Source organism: Burkholderia sp. YIM B11467 (assembly GCF_052952715.1).
In genome coordinates this window covers 168,151-187,149 of record NZ_JBQVSQ010000003.1, presented here as the reverse complement: position 1 = coordinate 187,149, position 18,999 = coordinate 168,151, and the positions used below count along the sequence as shown (strand labels likewise).

The 18,999-nt window shown below is 65.4% G+C and carries 19 protein-coding genes; 17 read left to right on the top strand and 2 right to left on the bottom strand.

Annotation, left to right across the window (positions count from 1 at the left end; genetic code table 11):
• Positions 1-11 precede the first annotated feature (11 nt).
• The 11 genes from aroA (at position 12) to cysM (ending at position 10,988) form a co-directional block, all read left to right on the top strand.
• The gene (gene aroA, locus ACTRWB_RS12850; protein WP_446902121.1) at positions 12-1,316 is read left to right on the top strand and encodes a 3-phosphoshikimate 1-carboxyvinyltransferase; all 1,305 of its coding nucleotides are present in this window, start codon (positions 12-14) and stop codon (positions 1,314-1,316) included.
• Between the two features lie 13 nt (positions 1,317-1,329).
• On the top strand, positions 1,330-2,016 hold the full coding sequence (cmk, locus tag ACTRWB_RS12845; RefSeq protein WP_446902120.1) for a (d)CMP kinase: 687 nt from the start codon (positions 1,330-1,332) through the stop codon (positions 2,014-2,016).
• 142 nt (positions 2,017-2,158) lie between these two features.
• Entirely contained in the window at positions 2,159-3,871 is a 1,713-nt protein-coding gene (gene rpsA, locus ACTRWB_RS12840; RefSeq protein WP_048249727.1) for a 30S ribosomal protein S1, read from the top strand.
• Between the two features lie 22 nt (positions 3,872-3,893).
• A complete protein-coding gene (locus tag ACTRWB_RS12835; RefSeq protein ID WP_006486894.1) occupies positions 3,894-4,217 on the top strand; it encodes an integration host factor subunit beta in 324 nt (107 codons plus the stop codon).
• A 210-nt stretch (positions 4,218-4,427) separates the two neighbouring features.
• Positions 4,428-4,721, top strand: coding sequence for a lipopolysaccharide assembly protein LapA domain-containing protein (locus tag ACTRWB_RS12830; protein ID WP_048249627.1), 294 nt, complete (start codon positions 4,428-4,430; stop codon positions 4,719-4,721).
• Positions 4,722-4,774: 53 nt separating this feature from the next.
• Positions 4,775-5,947: a lipopolysaccharide assembly protein LapB gene (gene lapB, locus ACTRWB_RS12825; protein ID WP_193097877.1), complete on the top strand. Its 1,173-nt coding sequence runs from the start codon at positions 4,775-4,777 to the stop codon at positions 5,945-5,947.
• 90 nt (positions 5,948-6,037) lie between these two features.
• A complete protein-coding gene (locus ACTRWB_RS12820) occupies positions 6,038-7,438 on the top strand; it encodes a UDP-glucose dehydrogenase family protein (RefSeq protein WP_193097878.1) in 1,401 nt (466 codons plus the stop codon).
• Positions 7,439-7,445: 7 nt separating this feature from the next.
• On the top strand, positions 7,446-8,396 hold the full coding sequence (gene rfaE1, locus ACTRWB_RS12815; protein WP_051363294.1) for a D-glycero-beta-D-manno-heptose-7-phosphate kinase: 951 nt from the start codon (positions 7,446-7,448) through the stop codon (positions 8,394-8,396).
• Between the two features lie 63 nt (positions 8,397-8,459).
• Complete coding sequence (gene rfaD / locus ACTRWB_RS12810) at positions 8,460-9,452, top strand: ADP-glyceromanno-heptose 6-epimerase (RefSeq protein ID WP_193097879.1); 993 nt, start codon at positions 8,460-8,462, stop codon at positions 9,450-9,452.
• A 74-nt stretch (positions 9,453-9,526) separates the two neighbouring features.
• Complete coding sequence (locus ACTRWB_RS12805; protein WP_446902119.1) at positions 9,527-9,871, top strand: ComEA family DNA-binding protein; 345 nt, start codon at positions 9,527-9,529, stop codon at positions 9,869-9,871.
• Positions 9,872-10,085: 214 nt separating this feature from the next.
• Positions 10,086-10,988: a cysteine synthase CysM gene (gene cysM / locus ACTRWB_RS12800; RefSeq protein WP_048249622.1), complete on the top strand. Its 903-nt coding sequence runs from the start codon at positions 10,086-10,088 to the stop codon at positions 10,986-10,988.
• A gap of 76 nt (positions 10,989-11,064) precedes the next feature.
• On the opposite strand, the gene mltB is transcribed toward cysM, so the two are convergent.
• On the bottom strand, positions 11,065-12,282 hold the full coding sequence (gene mltB, locus ACTRWB_RS12795) for a lytic murein transglycosylase B (protein WP_446902118.1): 1,218 nt from the start codon (positions 12,280-12,282) through the stop codon (positions 11,065-11,067).
• 168 nt (positions 12,283-12,450) lie between these two features.
• Between mltB and ACTRWB_RS12790 the strand changes: the two genes are divergently transcribed.
• A complete protein-coding gene (locus ACTRWB_RS12790; RefSeq protein WP_011351344.1) occupies positions 12,451-13,374 on the top strand; it encodes a histone deacetylase family protein in 924 nt (307 codons plus the stop codon).
• A 23-nt stretch (positions 13,375-13,397) separates the two neighbouring features.
• Here ACTRWB_RS12790 and ACTRWB_RS12785 read toward each other — a convergent pair whose 3' ends face one another.
• Positions 13,398-14,318 carry an alpha/beta hydrolase gene (locus ACTRWB_RS12785; protein WP_446902117.1) on the bottom strand — a complete coding sequence of 307 codons (921 nt, stop codon included), beginning with the start codon at positions 14,316-14,318 and terminating at the stop codon, positions 13,398-13,400.
• A gap of 218 nt (positions 14,319-14,536) precedes the next feature.
• On the opposite strand from ACTRWB_RS12785, the gene ACTRWB_RS12780 reads away from it, so the two are divergent.
• The 5 genes from ACTRWB_RS12780 (at position 14,537) to ACTRWB_RS12760 (ending at position 18,968) form a co-directional block, all read left to right on the top strand.
• Positions 14,537-15,571, top strand: coding sequence for a methionine ABC transporter ATP-binding protein (locus ACTRWB_RS12780; RefSeq protein WP_048249619.1), 1,035 nt, complete (start codon positions 14,537-14,539; stop codon positions 15,569-15,571).
• The gene (locus tag ACTRWB_RS12775; RefSeq protein ID WP_006486982.1) at positions 15,561-16,214 is read left to right on the top strand and encodes a methionine ABC transporter permease; all 654 of its coding nucleotides are present in this window, start codon (positions 15,561-15,563) and stop codon (positions 16,212-16,214) included. The genes ACTRWB_RS12780 and ACTRWB_RS12775 overlap by 11 nt, the downstream gene beginning before the upstream one ends.
• 29 nt (positions 16,215-16,243) lie before the next feature.
• Complete coding sequence (locus ACTRWB_RS12770; protein WP_419686616.1) at positions 16,244-17,038, top strand: MetQ/NlpA family ABC transporter substrate-binding protein; 795 nt, start codon at positions 16,244-16,246, stop codon at positions 17,036-17,038.
• A gap of 228 nt (positions 17,039-17,266) precedes the next feature.
• A complete protein-coding gene (locus ACTRWB_RS12765) occupies positions 17,267-18,016 on the top strand; it encodes an electron transfer flavoprotein subunit beta/FixA family protein (protein WP_446902116.1) in 750 nt (249 codons plus the stop codon).
• Positions 18,017-18,032: 16 nt separating this feature from the next.
• Entirely contained in the window at positions 18,033-18,968 is a 936-nt protein-coding gene (locus ACTRWB_RS12760; RefSeq protein ID WP_175999408.1) for an electron transfer flavoprotein subunit alpha/FixB family protein, read from the top strand.
• The last annotated feature ends 31 nt before the right edge of the window (positions 18,969-18,999 follow it).

The following is an 18,999-nucleotide window of genomic DNA, read 5'->3' as shown; positions in this document are numbered from 1 at the left end:
GGACGATTCCCATGGACTATCTCGATCTCGGCCCGTACTCCAGCGCATCGGGCACCGTGCGCCTGCCCGGCTCGAAGAGCATTTCGAACCGCGTGCTGCTGCTCGCGGCGCTTGCCGAAGGCGAAACGACGATCACGAATCTGCTCGACTCCGACGACACGCGCGTGATGCTCGATGCACTCGGCAAGCTCGGCGTGAAGCTCGCGCGCGACGGCGACACCTGCGTCGTCACGGGCACGCGCGGTGCGTTCACCGCGAAGACGGCCGACCTGTTCCTCGGCAACGCGGGCACGGCCGTGCGGCCGCTGACCGCCGCGCTCGCGGTGAATGGCGGCGAGTATCGTGTGCACGGCGTGCCGCGCATGCACGAGCGGCCGATCGGCGATCTCGTCGACGGCCTGCGGCAGATCGGCGCGCAGATCGACTACGAGCTGAACGACGGCTACCCGCCGCTGCTGATCAAGCCCGCGACGATCTCGGTCGACGCGCCGATCCGCGTGCGCGGCGACGTGTCGAGCCAGTTCCTCACCGCGCTGCTGATGACGCTTCCGCTCGTGAAGGCGAAGGACGGCAAGATCGTCGTCGAAGTCGACGGCGAACTGATCTCGAAGCCGTACATCGACATCACGATCCGGCTGATGGAGCGCTTCGGCGTGACCGTCGAGCGCGACGGCTGGCAACGCTTCGTCGTGCCGGCCGGCGTCCGCTACCGCTCGCCGGGGCGGATCATGGTCGAGGGCGACGCGTCGTCGGCCTCGTACTTCCTCGCGGCCGGTGCGCTTGGCGGCGGCCCGCTGCGCGTCGAGGGCGTGGGGCGCGCGAGCATCCAGGGCGACGTCGGTTTCGCGAATGCGCTGATGCAGATGGGCGCGAACGTGACGATGGGCGACGACTGGATCGACGTGCGCGGCATTGGCCACGACCACGGCAAGCTCGAGCCGATCGACATGGATTTCAACCTGATCCCCGATGCGGCGATGACCATCGCGGTCGCGGCGCTGTTCGCGAACGGGACGAGCACGCTGCGCAACATCGCGAGCTGGCGCGTGAAGGAGACCGACCGCATCGCCGCGATGGCGACCGAACTGCGCAAGGTCGGCGCGATCGTCGAGGAAGGCCCCGACTATCTCGTCGTCACGCCGCCGGAAAAGCTCACGCCGAACGCGGCGATCGACACGTACGACGATCACCGGATGGCGATGTGCTTCTCGCTCGTCAGCCTGGGCGGCGTGCCCGTGCGGATCAACGATCCGAAGTGCGTCGGCAAGACGTTCCCCGACTATTTCGACCGCTTCGCCGCGCTCGCCAAAGCCTGACCCGACTGTTCCGATGAAATCGACCCGACCCTTTCACCCGACTCCCGTCATCACGATCGACGGCCCGACCGCTTCCGGCAAGGGCACGGTCGCGGCGCTCGTCGCCGCGCACCTCGGCTTCCACCTGCTCGACAGCGGTGCGCTGTACCGCCTCGCGGCGCTCGCCAGCGTGCGCTACGGCATCGCGGCGGAGGACATCGACGCGCTCGTGAAGCTGATCGACGATCTCCACATCACGTTCCGCGAAGGCTGCGCGCAGCTCGACGGCGTCGATGTGTCGAACGACATCCGCGCCGAGGCGGTCGGCAACCGCGCATCGGCCATTGCCGTGCACGGGCCGGTGCGTGCCGCGCTGGTCGCGCGCCAGCGCGCGTTCCGCAAGACGCCGGGCCTCGTTGCCGACGGGCGCGACATGGGGACGGTGATCTTCCCGGACGCCGTGCTGAAGGTGTTCCTGACGGCCAGCGCCGAGGCCCGCGCGACCAGACGGCATAAGCAATTGATGCAAAAAGGTTTTTCTGCTAATATAGATGACTTGCTCCGGGATCTTCGTGAACGTGATGCGCGCGACAGCAATCGCGCGGCCGCGCCGCTGAAGCCTGCAGCAGATGCCAGGCTGCTCGATACGTCGGCACTTTCGGTTGATGAAGCAGTCGACCAGGTGCTGCAGTGGTACCGGGCGCTCGGCCAGCCCGCCTGAAACGGCGGGCAGCGGTAGGTGCTCCGCGCCGTAAGCGCGGAGCGTGTTTCGAACCCTTAACCCCGTGTGGACCTCGATCTGGCCCTTTCAGCCTGCCATTCCGGCCGGCGTGGCACAGCGATCCATGCACTATCAGATTTTTATGTCCGACCTGCAAACCTCCACCCCGAATACCGAATCCTTTGCGGCTCTGTTCGAAGAGTCGCTGACCCGCCAAGACATGCGCGCCGGCGAAGTGATTTCCGCCGAAGTCGTGCGCGTCGACCACAACTTCGTGGTCGTCAATGCAGGCCTCAAGTCCGAGGCTTACATTCCGATCGAGGAATTCCTGAACGATCAGGGCGAGGTTGAGGTGCAGTCGGGCGATTTCGTGTCCGTCGCGATCGACGCACTCGAAAACGGCTACGGCGACACGATCCTGTCGCGCGACAAGGCGAAGCGCCTTGCATCGTGGCTGTCGCTGGAAAAGGCTCTCGACAACAACGAACTCGTCACCGGCACGATCACCGGCAAGGTGAAGGGCGGCATGACCGTGATGGTCAACGGCATCCGCGCGTTCCTGCCGGGTTCGCTGGTCGACACGCGTCCGGTCAAGGACACGACGCCGTACGAAGGCAAGACGCTCGAGTTCCGCGTGATCAAGCTCGATCGCAAGCGTAACAACGTCGTGCTGTCGCGTCGTGCAGTGATCGAAGCAACCCAGGGCGAAGAGCGCGCGAAGCTGCTCGAGACGCTGAAGGAAGGCGCGATCGTCAACGGCGTGGTCAAGAACATCACCGACTACGGCGCGTTCGTCGACCTCGGCGGCATCGACGGCCTGCTGCACATCACCGACATCGCATGGCGTCGTGTGCGTCACCCGAGCGAAGTCCTGTCGGTTGGCCAGGAAGTCACCGCGAAGATCCTCAAGTTCGACCAAGAGAAGAACCGCGTCTCGCTGGGCATCAAGCAACTGGGCGACGATCCGTGGGAAGGCATCTCGCGCCGTTACCCGTCGGGCACGCGCCTGTTCGGCAAGGTCACGAACATCACCGACTACGGCGCATTCGTCGAAGTGGAATCGGGCATCGAAGGCCTCGTCCACGTATCGGAAATGGACTGGACCAACAAGAACGTTGCGCCGTCGAAGGTTGTCCAGCTGGGCGACGAAGTCGAAGTCATGGTCCTCGAGATCGACGAAGACCGTCGTCGTATCAGCCTCGGCATGAAGCAGTGCAAGCCGAATCCGTGGGATGACTTCAGCCGCAACTTCAAGAAGGGCGACAAGATCACGGGCGCAATCAAGTCGATCACCGACTTCGGCGTGTTCATCGGTCTGCCGGGCGGCATCGACGGCCTGGTCCACCTGTCGGACCTGTCGTGGAGCGAAACCGGCGAAGAAGCCGTTCGCAAGTACAAGAAGGGCGACGAAGTCGAAGCCATCGTGCTCGGTATCGACGTCGAGAAGGAGCGTATTTCGCTCGGCATCAAGCAGCTCGAAGGCGACCCGTTCAGCAACTACGTTGCAATGAACGACAAGGGCTCGATCGTCGACGGCGTCGTGAAGACGGTCGATGCGAAGGGTGCGGTCGTGACGCTGACGGGCGACGTCGAAGGCTACCTGCGTGCGTCGGAAATCGCGCAGGATCGTGTCGAAGACGCACGCAACGTGCTGAAGGAAGGCGACAAGGTCAACGCGATGGTGATCAACATCGATCGCAAGTCGCGCGGCATCAACCTGTCGATCAAGGCGAAGGATTCGGCTGAGCAACAGGAAGCGATCCGCGGCCTGCAAGCCGACACCAGCTCGGCTGCGACCGGTACGACCAACCTCGGCGCGCTGCTGAAGGCGAAGCTCGACGGCCAGAACCAGTAAGCCTCACGAGGTCTGCTGAAGTATGACCAAATCCGAGTTGGTCGCGCAGCTGGCATCGCGATTTCCGCAACTTGTCCTCAAGGATGCGGATTTCGCGGTGAAAACGATGCTCGATGCGATGTCTGACGCTCTGGCGAAAGGGCACCGCATCGAAATTCGGGGTTTCGGCAGCTTCGGTCTCAACCGTCGCCCGGCACGCGTCGGACGCAACCCGAAGTCGGGGGAGAAAGTGCAGGTGCCCGAGAAGTTCGTGCCGCACTTCAAGCCTGGCAAGGAATTGCGCGAACGCGTCGACGGCCGCGCCGGTGAACCGCTGAAGGCTGACGATCCGGACGACGAGCGTTGAGCGTCGTTCGGTTTGACCGGAACCCGTCCGGCGAAGGCTGAAAAGAAAAGCGCCCCTTGCGGGCGCTTTTTTCATTTCCGGCGACCGCGGCGCAACGGGCGTGCACAGGATGTGCGCAGCCGCGGAAACGCTTCCTTTACAATACGGGTCGATTCGGTGCGGCGAAGGGGAGTCGCGCGCCGCGGCAAACCTCAACAAAGAGAGGGCTTCATGAAGTTTATCGTCTGGCTGATCCGGGTATTGGTGTTCGTGCTGCTGCTGGTGCTTGCGCTGGCCAATACGCAAACCGCGACGCTGAATTTCGTTGCCGGCTACGCATGGCAAGCGCCGCTGATCCTGATCGGCCTGGCATTCTTCGCCGTGGGGCTGCTGGCCGGCCTGCTGTCCGCGCTGCCTTCGATCTTCCGCCTGCGTCTCGAGAACGGGCGCCTGAAGCGCGATCTGCGCGCGGCGCGTGAAACGCCGACCGTCGTCGACCAGCCGCCGATGCCGCCCGTCATTTAACACGGACGCCGCGCGACAATCGCGCGGTTTTCGTCTCTGCTTCGATATCTCGCATGGATCTGGATTTCTGGTGGTTGCTCGCGATTCCGGTCGCATTTGCGCTCGGTTGGGCGGCGTCACGCTATGACCTGAAGAATCTCCTGTCGGAGAGCGCCAACTTGCCGCGATCGTATTTTCGCGGCCTGAACTTTCTGTTGAACGAACAACCCGACAAGGCGATCGACGCATTTATCGAGGTTGCCAAGCTCGATCCCGAGACGGTCGAGCTGCACTTCGCGCTCGGTAACCTGTTTCGCCGTCGCGGCGAAACCGACCGTGCGATTCGCGTGCACCAGAACCTGCTGAGCCGCACGGACCTGCCGGTCAACGAGCGCGACCACGCGCTGTACGAGCTCGGCCAGGATTTCCTCAAGGCCGGCCTGCTCGATCGCGCCGAGGAGGCGTTCCACAAGCTCGCGGACGGCGACTACGCGCTCGGCGCACAGCGGGCGCTGCTGACGATCTATGAGATCGAGAAGGACTGGAACAAGTCGATCGATACCGCGAAGCGTATCGAGTCGATGAGCGACAAACCGCTCGGCGCCGAAATCGCGCAGTTTCACTGCGAGCTCGCGCAGGACGCGCTGCAGCGCAAGAACGCAGCCGCGGCGGCCGAACAGCTGCAGCTCGCATTGACCGTGAACCCGCAGAACGTTCGCGCGACGATCCTGTCCGGCGATGCCGCGCAGGCGGACGGCAACCACGCGGCCGCGATCGAGCACTGGAAGCGCGTCGAGGCGCAGAACCCGGCGTATCTGCCGCTCGTCGCCGACAAGCTGATGAAGGCCTATGTCGCGCTCGGCAAGAACGTCGAAGGCGCCGAGCTGCTGATGGGGTATGTCGACCGCTATCCGTCGAACGACCTGCTCGACGTCGCGTATCAACACATCGCGGGGTTGCGCGGCCAGGACGCGGCACACACGCTCGCACGCACGCAGATGGAGAAATCGCCGAACCTGTCGGGGATGCTGCACCTGCTCGATGCGCAGATCGCGGCGGCCGACGAGCCGCGTCGTAAGGAACTTGAAATGATGCGTGCGCTGATCAAGCAGCGCACGAAAAATCTGCCACGGTATACGTGCCAGAATTGCGGTTTCCGGGCACGGCTCTTCTACTGGCAGTGCCCCGGATGCAGCGGCTGGGAAACCTATGCGCCGCGCCGCGTCGAACCTGCGATGCCGGGCTGATCCCGGCACGCGGAGCCAACGCGCTGCGGTTGCCGCCGGGCTCGTCCCGGCGGCCAAGTTAGTCAATTACCGGGAAGTACCGGAACATCTATGAAAATCACCATCATCGGCACCGGCTACGTCGGTCTAGTCACGGGCGCATGCCTCGCGGAGATCGGTCACGACGTCTTCTGTCTCGACGTCGATCCGCGCAAGATCGACATCCTGAACAACGGCGGGATGCCGATTCACGAACCGGGGCTGCTGGACATCATCGCGCGTAACCGCGCGGCGGGGCGGTTGCGTTTCTCGACCGACATCGAGGCGAGCGTCGCGCACGGCGAGATCCAGTTCATTGCGGTCGGCACGCCGCCCGACGAAGACGGCTCGGCCGACCTGCAATACGTGCTCGAGGCCGCCCGCAACATCGGTCGCCACATGACGAGCTTCAAGGTGATCGTCGACAAGTCGACGGTGCCGGTCGGCACCGCGCAGCGCGTGCGCGGCGTGGTCGACGAAGCGCTTGCCGCTCGCGGGCTCGCGGGCAGCGTCGCGCATCGCTTCTCGGTCGTGTCGAACCCGGAATTCCTGAAGGAAGGCGCGGCGGTCGAGGACTTCATGCGTCCGGACCGGATCATCATCGGCGTCGACGACGACGAGACGGGCACGATCGCGCGCGAGAAGATCAAGAAGCTTTACGCGCCGTTCAACCGCAACCACGAACGCACGATCTACATGGACGTGCGTTCGGCCGAATTCGCGAAATATGCGGCGAATGCGATGCTTGCGACGCGTATCTCGTTCATGAACGAGATGTCGAATCTCGCCGACAAGGTCGGTGCCGACATCGAGGCCGTGCGCCGCGGGATCGGCTCCGATCCGCGCATTGGCTACCATTTCCTGTACGCAGGTGTCGGCTATGGCGGCTCGTGCTTCCCGAAGGACGTCCAGGCGCTGATCCGCACGGCGGGCGAGAACGGCCAGCCGCTGCGCATCCTGGAAGCCGTCGAGGCGGCCAACCATGCGCAGAAGGACGTGCTGATCGGCAAGATCGAGCAGCGCTTCGGCGCCGATCTCACCGGTCGCGAGTTCGCGGTCTGGGGCCTGGCGTTCAAGCCGAACACCGACGACATGCGCGAGGCGCCGAGCCGCCGCCTGATCGCCGCGCTGCTCGAGCGCGGCGCGACCGTGCGCGCGTACGATCCGGTCGCGGTCGACGAGGCGCGGCGCGTGTTCGCGCTGGATTTCGACGGCAATCCGGACGCGCTGGCGCGGCTGCATCTCGTCGATACGCAGGACGTCGCCGTGACGGGCGCGGACGCGCTCGTGATCGTGACCGAATGGAAGGAATTCCGGAGCCCCGATTTCACGCGCCTGAAGGCCGAACTGAAGGCGCCGGTGATCTTCGACGGGCGCAACCTGTACGAGCCGGACGCGATGGCCGAACTGGGCATCGACTACTACGCGATCGGACGGCCGTATGTCGATCCCCAGTCGTCTTCCCGTGGCTGACCCTACGATGAATACTCTTCGCGAAGTCGTTCCGGTGCCGCGCGCGCAGCTCGCGCGCTCGCGCGTGCTTGTCGTCGGCGACGTGATGCTCGATCGTTACTGGTTCGGCAACGTCGATCGCATTTCGCCGGAAGCGCCCGTGCCGGTCGTGCATGTGCAGCGTCAGGAAGAGCGGCTCGGCGGTGCGGCGAACGTCGCGCGCAATGCCGTGACGCTCGGTGGCCAGGCCGGGTTGCTGTGCGTCGTCGGTTGCGACGAACCCGGCGAGCGGATCGTCGAGCTGCTCGGCAGCAGTGGCGTGACGCCTCATCTCGAGCGCGACCCGGCGCTGCCGACCACGATCAAGCTGCGCGTGCTCGCGCGCCAGCAACAACTGCTGCGCGTCGACTTCGAGGCGATGCCGACGCATGAAGTGCTGCTCGCGGGGCTCGCGCGCTTCGACGCGCTGCTGCCGCAGCACGACGTCGTGCTGATGTCGGATTACGCGAAAGGCGGCCTGACGCACGTCACGACGATGATCGAGAAGGCGCGTGCGGCCGGCAAGTCCGTTCTGGTCGACCCGAAGGGCGACGACTGGGCACGCTATCGCGGCGCGTCGCTGATCACGCCGAATCGCGCGGAATTGCGCGAAGTGGTCGGGCAGTGGAAGTCGGAAGACGATCTGCGTGCGCGGGTTGCGAAGCTGCGTGCGGAACTCGACATCGACGCGCTGCTGCTCACGCGCTCGGAAGAGGGAATGACGCTTTTTTCCGCCACCGGCGAACTGCATGCACCGGCGCTCGCGCGCGAGGTGTTCGACGTGTCGGGCGCGGGCGATACCGTGATCGCGACGGTCGCGACGATGCTCGGCGCGGGCGTGCCGCTGGTCGATGCCGTCGTGCTTGCGAATCGCGCGGCAGGCATCGTGGTCGGCAAGCTCGGCACGGCCACGGTGGATTACGACGAACTGTTTCACTGAGCGCATTCGGCGGCGCGACGAGCGCGTCGCACGAGTGGCTCGCATTTTTCAGGCAGGACGATCATGACCCTCATCGTCACCGGCGCAGCCGGTTTTATCGGCGCGAACATCGTCAAGGCGCTCAACGAGCGCGGCGAGACGCGCATCATCGCGGTCGACAACCTGACGCGCGCGGACAAGTTCCGCAATCTCGTCGATTGCGAGATCGACGACTATCTCGACAAGACGGAATTCGTCGAACGCTTCGCGCGCGGCGATTTCGGCAAGGTACGCGCGGTGTTCCACGAAGGCGCCTGTTCGGACACGATGGAAACCGACGGCCGCTACATGATGGACAACAACTTCCGCTACAGCCGCGCGGTGCTCGACGCATGCCTCGCACAGGGCGCGCAGTTCCTGTACGCATCGTCGGCCGCGATCTACGGCGGCTCGACGCGTTTCGTCGAGGAGCGCGAGGTCGAGGCGCCGCTGAACGTCTACGGCTATTCGAAGTTCCTGTTCGACCAGGTGATTCGCCGCGTGCTGCCCACCGCGAAGAGCCAGATCGCCGGCTTCCGCTATTTCAACGTGTACGGCCCGCGCGAGACGCACAAGGGGCGCATGGCGTCGGTTGCGTTCCACAACTTCAACCAGTTCCGCGCGGAAGGCAAGGTGAAGCTGTTCGGCGAGTACAACGGTTATGCGCCGGGCGAGCAGACGCGCGATTTCGTGTCGGTCGAGGACGTGACGAAGGTGAACCTGTTCTTCTTCGATCATCCGGAGAAATCGGGCATCTTCAACCTCGGCACGGGTCGTGCGCAGCCGTTCAACGATATCGCGTCGACGGTCGTGAACACGCTGCGCGCGCTCGACAACCTGCCGCCGCTGACGCTCGCGCAGCAGGTCGAGCAGGGGCTGGTCGAATACGTGCCGTTCCCCGATGCGCTGCGCGGCAAGTACCAGTGCTTCACGCAGGCCGACCAGACGAAGCTGCGCGCGGCCGGCTACGACACGCCGTTCCTGACCGTGCAGGAAGGCGTCGACCGCTACGTCCGTTGGCTGTCCGGCCAGGTTTAAGCGGACGCGTTGCATCGATAGACTGGGTCTCACGGTCGGCAGCCGCCGGCCGTTTTTCATCGGAGATCCAGCACATGATCAGGAAATGGTTTGCCGCAGCGGCCATGTTCGGCGCGATCGCGTCGGCCTGGGCGGCCGTCGACGTCAACACGGCGAACGAGGATGCGCTCGTCGGCATCAAGGGCATCGGCCCGGCGCGGGCGAAGGCGATTCTCGACGAACGCGGCGCACGCGGTCCGTTCAGGAATGCGGACGATCTCGCGTCACGCGTGAAAGGCATGGGCGGCCATACCGTCGAGCGACTTCAGCAGCAAGGGCTGACGATAGGCGCGGCCGGCTCAGGCGCGGCCCCGTCGGCCGCGGCCAAGCCGGCAGCAGCAAAGCCTGCTGCCGCGCCTGCCCGCACCGCGCAGAAGTAACGCGCAGCGCGCGACAGACACAGAGCTCCTTCAGTCGCCGTCGTTGAGACGGCTTCCCGCGGCATGCCGCGGGTTTTTTGCGTGCGTACTGCATGCGCGGCGCTCACGCATCGCGCAGCACGCGTATTCCATCGTCTCAAAGGGGTTGCCGGCGCGAGCGACGGTGCTGGTTTACAATCGATCGATTGATCGGCCTCGCACTCACGGTATCTCCATGGCTTACAAAACTATCGAAGACACGATCGGCAATACGCCGCTCGTGCAACTGGTCCGCTTGCCGGACGACGAGATTCGCGCGCGCAACAACGTGGTGCTCGCGAAGCTCGAAGGCAACAATCCGGCCGGTTCCGTGAAGGATCGCCCGGCGCTGTCGATGATCAGCAAGGCTGAGGCGCGCGGGCGCATCAAGCCGGGCGATACGCTGATCGAGGCGACGAGCGGCAACACGGGCATCGCGCTGGCGATGGCCGCGGCGATCCGCGGCTACAAGATGGTGCTGATCATGCCGGAGGATCTGTCGGTCGAGCGCCGCCAGAGCATGGCCGCTTATGGCGCCGAAATCGTCCTGACGCCGGTGAAGGGCGGAATGGAACTGGCGCGCGATCTCGCGGACCAGATGCAGCGCGAAGGCAAGGGCGTGATCCTCGACCAGTTCGCGAACCCCGACAATCCCATTGCGCACTACGAAGCGACGGGCCCGGAGATCTGGCGCGATACCGAAGGGCGCATCACGCACTTCGTGTCGGCCATGGGCACGACGGGCACGATCATGGGCACGTCGCGTTACCTGAAGGAACAGAACCCGGCGATCGAGATCGTCGGTGCGCAGCCGGAAGACGGCTCGCGCATTCCGGGCATTCGCAAGTGGCCGGAAGCGTACATGCCGACGATCTTCGATCGCAGCCGTGTCGACCGCGTCGAGAGCGTGAGCCAGGCCGCGTCGGAAACGATGGCGCGCCGGCTGGCGGCTGTCGAAGGCATCTTCGCGGGCATTTCGTCGGGCGGCGCGTGCGAAGTCGCGATGCGCATCGCGCGTCAGGTCGAGAATGCGACGATCGTGTTCATCATCTGCGATCGCGGCGACCGCTACCTGTCGACGGGCGTGTTCCCCGCGTGAGCACGGGTTTGCATGCGTCGCGCATGCAATAAAAAAACGCCGCACGAGCGGCGTTTTTTCTTTGGGCGGGCGGTGCTTACTGCGACTGCGCGTCGGCGTCGGCCGGGCTCAGCGCGCCGCTGGCTTCCATCTGCGCCTTCACGGCTTCGCCGAGCTGGTACACGGTGAGTGCGTAGAAGAAGCTGCGGTTGTAGCGCGTCAGCACGTAGAAATTCTTGAGACCGAGCATGTATTCCGTCGCGCGCCCCGGCGACGGCAGGTCGACCACGGTCACGGGCGTGCCGGCTTCGGTGGTGATGTTGACCGTCGGCTCGTTCAGCGTCATGCCCGCGCGCAGCAGTTGCGACAACGCCCAGTGCGGTTCGGGCTGGCCGTCGGCGGCGGCTTGTGCGATGCCCAGGCTGCCCGTATCGGGCGTGATCTGCCAGACCACCGGACGATCGGTTTCCCAGCCGTGCTGCTTCAGGTAGTTCGCGACGCTGCCGATCGCGTCGACCGGGCTGCTGCGCAGATCGACATGGCCCGTGCCGTCGAAGTCGACCGCATATTCGCGGATGCTGCTCGGCAGGAACTGCGGAATCCCGATTGCGCCCGTATACGAACCGAGCACGGTGGTCGGATCGAGCTGGTTGTCGCGAGTCCAGACCAGGAAATCCTCGAGGTTCTTGCGGAACGTCGCCTGGCGGCTGTCGCGATTCGGCGTGTCCGGGTAGTCGAACGTGAGCGTCGTCAGCGCGTCGAGCACGCGGAAGTTGCCCATGTAGCGGCCGTAGATCGTCTCGACGCCGATGATGCCGACGATCACCTCGGGCGGCACGCCGAATTCCGCGGAGGCGCGCTGCAGCGTTGCCTGGTTCGCCTTCCAGAACTTCACGCCCGCGTTGATGCGGATCGGCTCGATGAAGCGCGAGCGATAAACGCGCCAGTTCTTGACCGTCGGCGACGCGGCGGGCTTCACGAGCTTGACGGCCGTCGCCGAATAGCTGATCCGCGAGAACAGCGCATGCAGGCTCGTGGAGTCGAAGCCGTTGCGGCTGACCATCTCGTCGATGAACGCGTCGACCTTCGCGTTGTTCGCGTAACGCTGCGGAACGATTTCCTCTTCGAAGGTCTGGCCCGGCGGCGACGGCTGCTGGGGCTGCGCCTGCGCGACGAGCTTGCCGGCGGACTTCGCGGGTTGCGTCTGCGCGCCGGCGGGCGTGGCGCCGAGGGCCGCGACGACGGCGGCGGCAACGAGCGGGCCGCGAACACCGAACAGCGCGGAGAGAAGGGCGGCAGGCTTGCTGGAATTCATGTCGAAGCGGGCGGACAGGGCGATTGTGTTCGGCGCAGTATACCTGCGCATCCGGCGCGTCGGGGCGAAGCGGGCCCCCGTTGTGGTAAGTTAGCGGCGAATTCGCGGCAGACGATGGACATCATTGATGGAGACCTGCGGCGCACCGCGCGCTGCCGATGACAGCTTATGGCAACCGCTTTCTATACGCACCCCGACTGCATGCTGCATGAGATGGGGGAATGGCATCCGGAATGCCCGGCCCGATTGTCGGCGATCCAGGATCAACTGATTGCGAGCCGCATCGACGACCTGATCGTGCACGAAACCGCGCCGTTCGCGAGCGAAGTGGCGCTGGGCCGCGTGCATACGCAGGCGCACATCGACTACATCCGGAGCATGACGCCGGTCGACGGCTATGTCGAGATCGATCCCGATACGCTGATGAACCGCGATACGTGGCGCGCGGCGCTGCGTGCGGCCGGCGCCGCGATCGCGGCGACCGACGCGGTGATCGAAGGCCGCTACGCGAATGCATTCTGCGGCGTCCGGCCGCCCGGCCACCATGCGGAGCCCGCGCGTGCGATGGGTTTCTGCTTCTTCAACAACGTCGCGATCGCCGCGCGGCATGCGCTCGACGTGCACGGTCTCGAGCGCGTCGCGATCATCGATTTCGACGTGCACCACGGCAATGGCACCGAGGCTGCGTTCGCGAACGACGAGCGCGTGCTGATGTGCAGCTTCTTCCAGCATCCGCTGTACCCGTTCTCGGGCGTCGATCACCAGGCGCCGAACATGGTCAACCTGCCGATGCCCGCGCGCAGCAACGGGATGGCGATCCGCGAAGCCGTCGACATGTTCTGGCTGCCGCGCCTGGACGCGTTCAAGCCGCAGATGCTGTTCGTGTCGGCCGGCTTCGATGCGCATCGCGAGGACGACATCGGCAACCTCGGCCTCGTCGAGGCCGACTTCGAATGGCTGACCGCGCAGATCGTCGACGTCGCGCGCCGTCATGCGCAGGGCCGCATCGTGAGCTGCCTCGAAGGCGGCTACAACCTGTCTGCGCTCGGGCGCAGCGTCGTCGCGCACCTGCGCGTGCTGGCTGGCATCTGACCGGCCGGCCGGGCCGCGCGCGCTCAGCGCGCCGGCACGCGCGCGTGAATCCACGCGATCAGCGCGTCGATCACGCGGTCGCGTTCGAGATCGTTCATCGTTTCGTGGAAGCCGCCTTCGTATAGCGTCAGCGTGCGATCGGGCGAGCCGACGCGTGCGCCGAACGCGCGGCTGCCGTCGGGTTCGGTCAGCTTGTCCTCGGTGCCGTGATAGACGAGTACCGGTACTCGCAGCGCGCCGCGGCCGCTTTCGATGCGCGCCATCGCGTCGAGTATCTCCGCGCCGGTGCGCGCGGGCACCGCGCCGTGATGCACGAGCGGATCGGCGCGATTGGCCGCGACGATGGCCGGATCGCGCGACAGCAGCGCCGCATCGATCCTGATCGCGGGGAAGGTCGGCCATGCGCGGCTGATGATACGGCTCACCGCCAGCATCCAGCGCGGCACGTCGCGCCCCGGCGCGAGCGCCGGGCTCGACAGCACGAGGCCTGTCAGCGCGTGGCCGCGGGCCGGCGCGCGTTCGATCGCGTACAGCGCCGCGACCGCGCCGCCCATGCTGTGCCCCATCAGGAACAGCGGCGAATGACCGCGCGCCGCTTCGGCGACCAGCGCATCCGCATCGTTCAGGTAGCCGTCGAAGCGCTCGATCCACGCGCGTTTGCCGGGCGACTGGCCGTGCCCGCGCAGGTCGATCGCGAGCACGTCGATGCCGGCCGCGTTCAGCCGGCCGGCGAGCGCGGCATAACGGCCCGCGTGTTCGGCGAGGCCGTGCACGAGCGCGATCGTCGCGCGCGGCGGCACCGTGCCGTCGCCGGCCGGCCAGCGGTACGACGCCAGTTCGAGCCCGTCCGCGGTGCGCAGCCGGCCCATTTTCGGCGCGGGCGGCGGCGAAGGCGCCGATCCGGCGGTGGCGGGTGCGGCGGCCGGCGTGGTGGTGGCGGTCATCTGGCGTGTCCCCTGTTCGTTGGCATGCGTGTTCCGGATCATAGTCGCGGCATTCCTGCGGCGGGCCAGCAGCGCCCCTCTAATTTCGTGTAGTTATGAAAAGATCGAAATCGATTATTAAGGGGAATGAGGGGTTTGCGGTAAAATCGACGGTTATTCCAGATCCATCGGCGGCCGACTGGCGGGCCAACTCGCCAGCCGGCCGCCGTTTTGTTTACATGATCGAATTACGCAATCTTTCGCAGCGTTTTCCCGGGCCGAGCGGCTGGGTCGAGGCGCTGCACAACGTCAACCTGACGATTCCGCAGGGCGAGGTGTTCGGCATCATCGGCCGAAGCGGCGCCGGCAAGAGCACGCTCGTGCGCACCATCAACCTGCTCACGCGGCCGACCGAAGGCAATGTCGTCGTCGGCGGGCGCGATCTCACGCTGCTGCCGGCAGGCCAGTTGCGCGAGGCGCGCCGCGAGATCGGCATGATTTTCCAGCACTTCAACCTGCTGTCGTCGCGCACGGTGTTCGACAACGTCGCGTTGCCGCTCGAGCTGGCCGGCGCAAGCCGTGCCGACATCGAGGCTGCCGTGCTGCCGCTGCTCGACCTCGTCGGGCTGTCCGCGCAGAAGGATCGTTATCCGGCGCAGATCAGCGGCGGACAGAAGCAGCGCGTCGGCATCGCACGCGCGCTTGCGAGCCAGCCGAAGGTGCTGCTGTCGGACGAAGCGACGTCCGCGCTCGATCCCGAGACCACGCGTTCGATCCTCGACCTGCTGAAGCGCATCAACCGCGAACTCGGCCTGACGATCGTGCTGATCACGCACCAGATGGAAGTGATCAAGCAGGTGTGCGATCGCGTCGCGGTGCTCGATGCGGGGCGCGTGGTCGAGGAAGGCCGCGTGATCGACGTGTTCCTGCAGCCGCATCACGAAGTGACGCGCGCGCTGATCGGCGACGTGATCGCGCAGGAGCTGCCGCCCGCGCTGAAGGCGCGTGTGGCCGAGCGGCTGAAGACGGGCAGCGGGCATCTGCTGCGGCTCGCGTTCACGGGCTCGGGTGTCGACCAGCCGATCCTGTCGGAGACGATCCGCCGGTACGAACTCGATTTCAACATCCTGCACGGCCAGATCGACGAGATCCAGGGGCAGGCATTCGGTTCGCTCGCGGTGCTCGCGGGCGGCGAGCCGGGCAAGGTCGGGCAGGCGCTCGCGTTCCTGCGCGAGCAGGGTGTGGTGGTAGAGGAGCTTTCGTATGTTGAGTGAGATGTTCGATATGTTCGTGCAGTCGTTCTGGGAGACGCTGATCATGGTCGGCATCTCCGGGGCGGTCGGCGCGCTCGTCGGGCTGCCGCTCGGCGTGCTGCTCTACCTGACCGACCGCCAGGGCGTGCTGCAGAACCTCGCGGTGAATCGCGTGCTCGGCGGCATCGTGAACGCGGTCCGTTCGACGCCGTTCATCATCCTGCTGGTCGCGGTGATTCCGTTCACGCGGCTCGTCACGGGTTCGTCGATCGGCACGGCCGCGGCGGTTGTACCGCTGACGCTCGCGGCGGCACCGTTCATCGCGCGCCTCGTCGAGACGGCGCTGCGCGAAGTCGACCGCGGGCTGATCGAGGCCGCGCAATCGATGGGCGCGACCACGTCGCAGATCGTCTTCAAGGTGCTGTTGCCCGAATCGCTGCCGGGCGTCGTGGCGGGGCTGACGATCACGTTCGTGTCGCTGGTCGGTTACTCGGCGATGGCCGGCGCAATCGGCGGCGGCGGACTCGGCGATCTCGGGATCCGCTACGGCTACCAGCGTTATCTGCCGGAAGTGATGTGGACGGTGGTCGCGATCCTGATCGTGTTCGTACAGATCGTGCAGTCGTTCGGCGACTGGCTCGTGCGCCGGCTGAGCCACAAATAAGACCAGATTGATCCGTTAGGGGAGACACGATGCAACGACGCTTCATGTTGAAGTTCGCGGCGGCACTCGGTGCGGCCGCGCTGTTCGCGGGCGCGCACGCGCAGGCCGAAACCATCAAGGTGGGCGTGACGGGTGGGCCGCACGCGCAGATCATGGAAGCGGTGAAGAAGGTCGCGGCGAAGAGCGGCCTCGAGATCCGCATCGTCGAATTCTCCGATTACGTGCAGCCGAACGCCGCGCTCGCGGCGGGCGATCTCGACGCGAACAGCTACCAGCACGATCCGTATCTGCAGGCGCAGGTGAAGGATCGCGGCTACAAGCTGATCAAGGTCGCGGATACCGTCACGTTCCCGATGGGCATCTATTCGAAGCGCGTGAAGTCGCTGGCCGAACTGAAGCCGGGCGCGCGCGTCGCGGTGCCGAACGATCCGACCAACGGCGGCCGAGCGCTGCTGTTGCTGCAAAAGCAGGGCCTCCTGAAGCTGCGCGCGGATGCCGGGCTGAAGGCGACGCCGCTCGATATCGTCGACAATCCGCGCAAGCTGAAGATCGTCGAACTCGATGCGGCGCAGATTCCGCGCTCGCTCGGCGACGTCGACGCGGCCGCGATCAATACGAACTACGCGATGGAAGCGGGGTTGAAACCGAAACAGGACGCGATCGCAATCGAGGGCCCGAACGGTCCGTACGCGAACATCCTCGCGATTCGCGAGGCGGACCGGAACAAGCCGTGGGTCGCGAAACTCGTTGCCGCCTATCATTCGGCCGACGTGAAGCAGTTCATCGAAGGCAAGTTCGGCGGCGCGGTCATAACCGCCTGGTAACGGGCGCAGCACGGGGCGCCCGGCGAGATTAGAGTCGATGATCGAAACCCCGGGCTTTGCGTCCGGGTTTTTTCTCTTTTAAAATAGAACGATCGTTCGCTATCATTGGCGCGTCGCCAAGAAGCGGTATCCTCGACAGCCACGATGGATGGGTCCGCTTGGCCGCGCAGTCACGAGGCCTCGCTATAAAATGGCCTCTGGTCGTATTCGTAACTTTGGAGCGTGTGCATGAAAATCCTGGTGCCAGTGAAAAGAGTGGTCGATTACAACGTGAAGGTCCGCGTGAAGTCGGACAACACGGGTGTCGACATCGCGAACGTGAAGATGTCGATGAACCCGTTCGACGAAATCGCCGTTGAAGAAGCCGTGCGCCTGAAGGAAGCGGGTGTCGCGACCGAAGTGATCGCCGTGTCGGTGGGCGTCACGCAGGCGCAGGAAACGCTGCGCACGGCGCTGGCGATCGGCGCGGATCGCGCGATCCTCGTCGAATCGACCGACAGCGTCGAGCCGCGGGCCGGCGCGAAGATCCTGAAGGCGCTGGTCGACAAGGAACAGCCGCAACTGGTGATCCTCGGCAAGCAGGCGATCGACGACGATTCGAACCAGACGGGCCAGATGCTGGCCGCACTGGCCGGCCTGCCGCAAGCGACGTTCGCGTCGAAGGTGACGGTTGCGGACGGCAAGGCAACGGTCGCACGCGAAGTCGACGGCGGCGCGGAAACGCTGTCGCTGACGCTGCCGGCGGTGATCACGACCGACCTGCGCCTGAACGAGCCGCGCTACGTGACGCTGCCGAACATCATGAAGGCGAAGAAGAAGCCGCTGGAAACCGTGAAGCCGGAAGACCTGGGCGTGGACGTCGCGCCGCGTCTGAAGACGCTGAAGGTGGTCGAGCCGCCGAAGCGCGCGGCCGGCGTGAAGGTGCCAGACGTGAAGACGCTGGTCGAGAAGCTGAAGACCGAAGCCAAGGTGCTGTAAGAGGGAGCGCAAGGAAATGACGATTCTGGTGATTGCAGAACACGACAACGCGTCGGTCAAGGCCGCGACGTTGAACACGGTGGCGGCGGCAGCGAAGATTGGCGGCGACATTCACGTGCTGGTCGCGGGCCACAACGCGCAAGCGGCTGCGGACGCTGCGGCGAAGATCGCAGGTGTGTCGAAGGTGCTACTGGCCGACGCGCCGCAACTCGAAGCGGGCCTCGCGGAAAACGTCGAAGCGACCGCACTGAACATCGCGAAGGACTACTCGCACATCCTCGCGCCGGCGACTGCGTACGGCAAGAACATCGCGCCGCGTATTGCCGCGAAGCTGGACGTCGCGCAGATCTCGGATATCACGGCGGTCGATTCGGCCGACACGTTCGAGCGCCCGATCTACGCGGGCAACGCGATTGCGACGGTGCAGTCGAGCGACCCGATCAAGGTCATCACGGTGCGCGCAACGGGCTTCGATCCGGTGGCGGCGGAAGGCGGCAGCGCGGCGGTCGAGAAGATCGAAGCGGCGGCCGACGCAGGCAAGTCGCAGTTCGTGAGCCGTGAAGTGACGAAGCTGGACCGTCCGGAACTGACGAGCGCGAAGATCATCGTGTCGGGCGGCCGCGGTCTGGGCAGCGGCGAGAACTACACGAAGGTGCTCGAGCCGCTGGCCGACAAGCTGTCGGCAGCACTCGGCGCATCGCGTGCCGCAGTCGACGCCGGCTACGTGCCGAACGACTACCAGGTCGGCCAGACCGGCAAGATCGTCGCACCGCAGCTGTACATCGCGGTCGGCATCTCGGGTGCGATCCAGCATCTGGCCGGCATGAAGGATTCGAAGGTGATCGTCGCGATCAACAAGGATCCGGAAGCACCGATCTTCAGCGTGGCCGACTACGGCCTCGTCGGCGACCTGTTCGCGCTCGTGCCGGAGCTCGTGACCGAGCTCGGCTGACGCGGCTTGACGCTTCAGCGGTAAGCACACG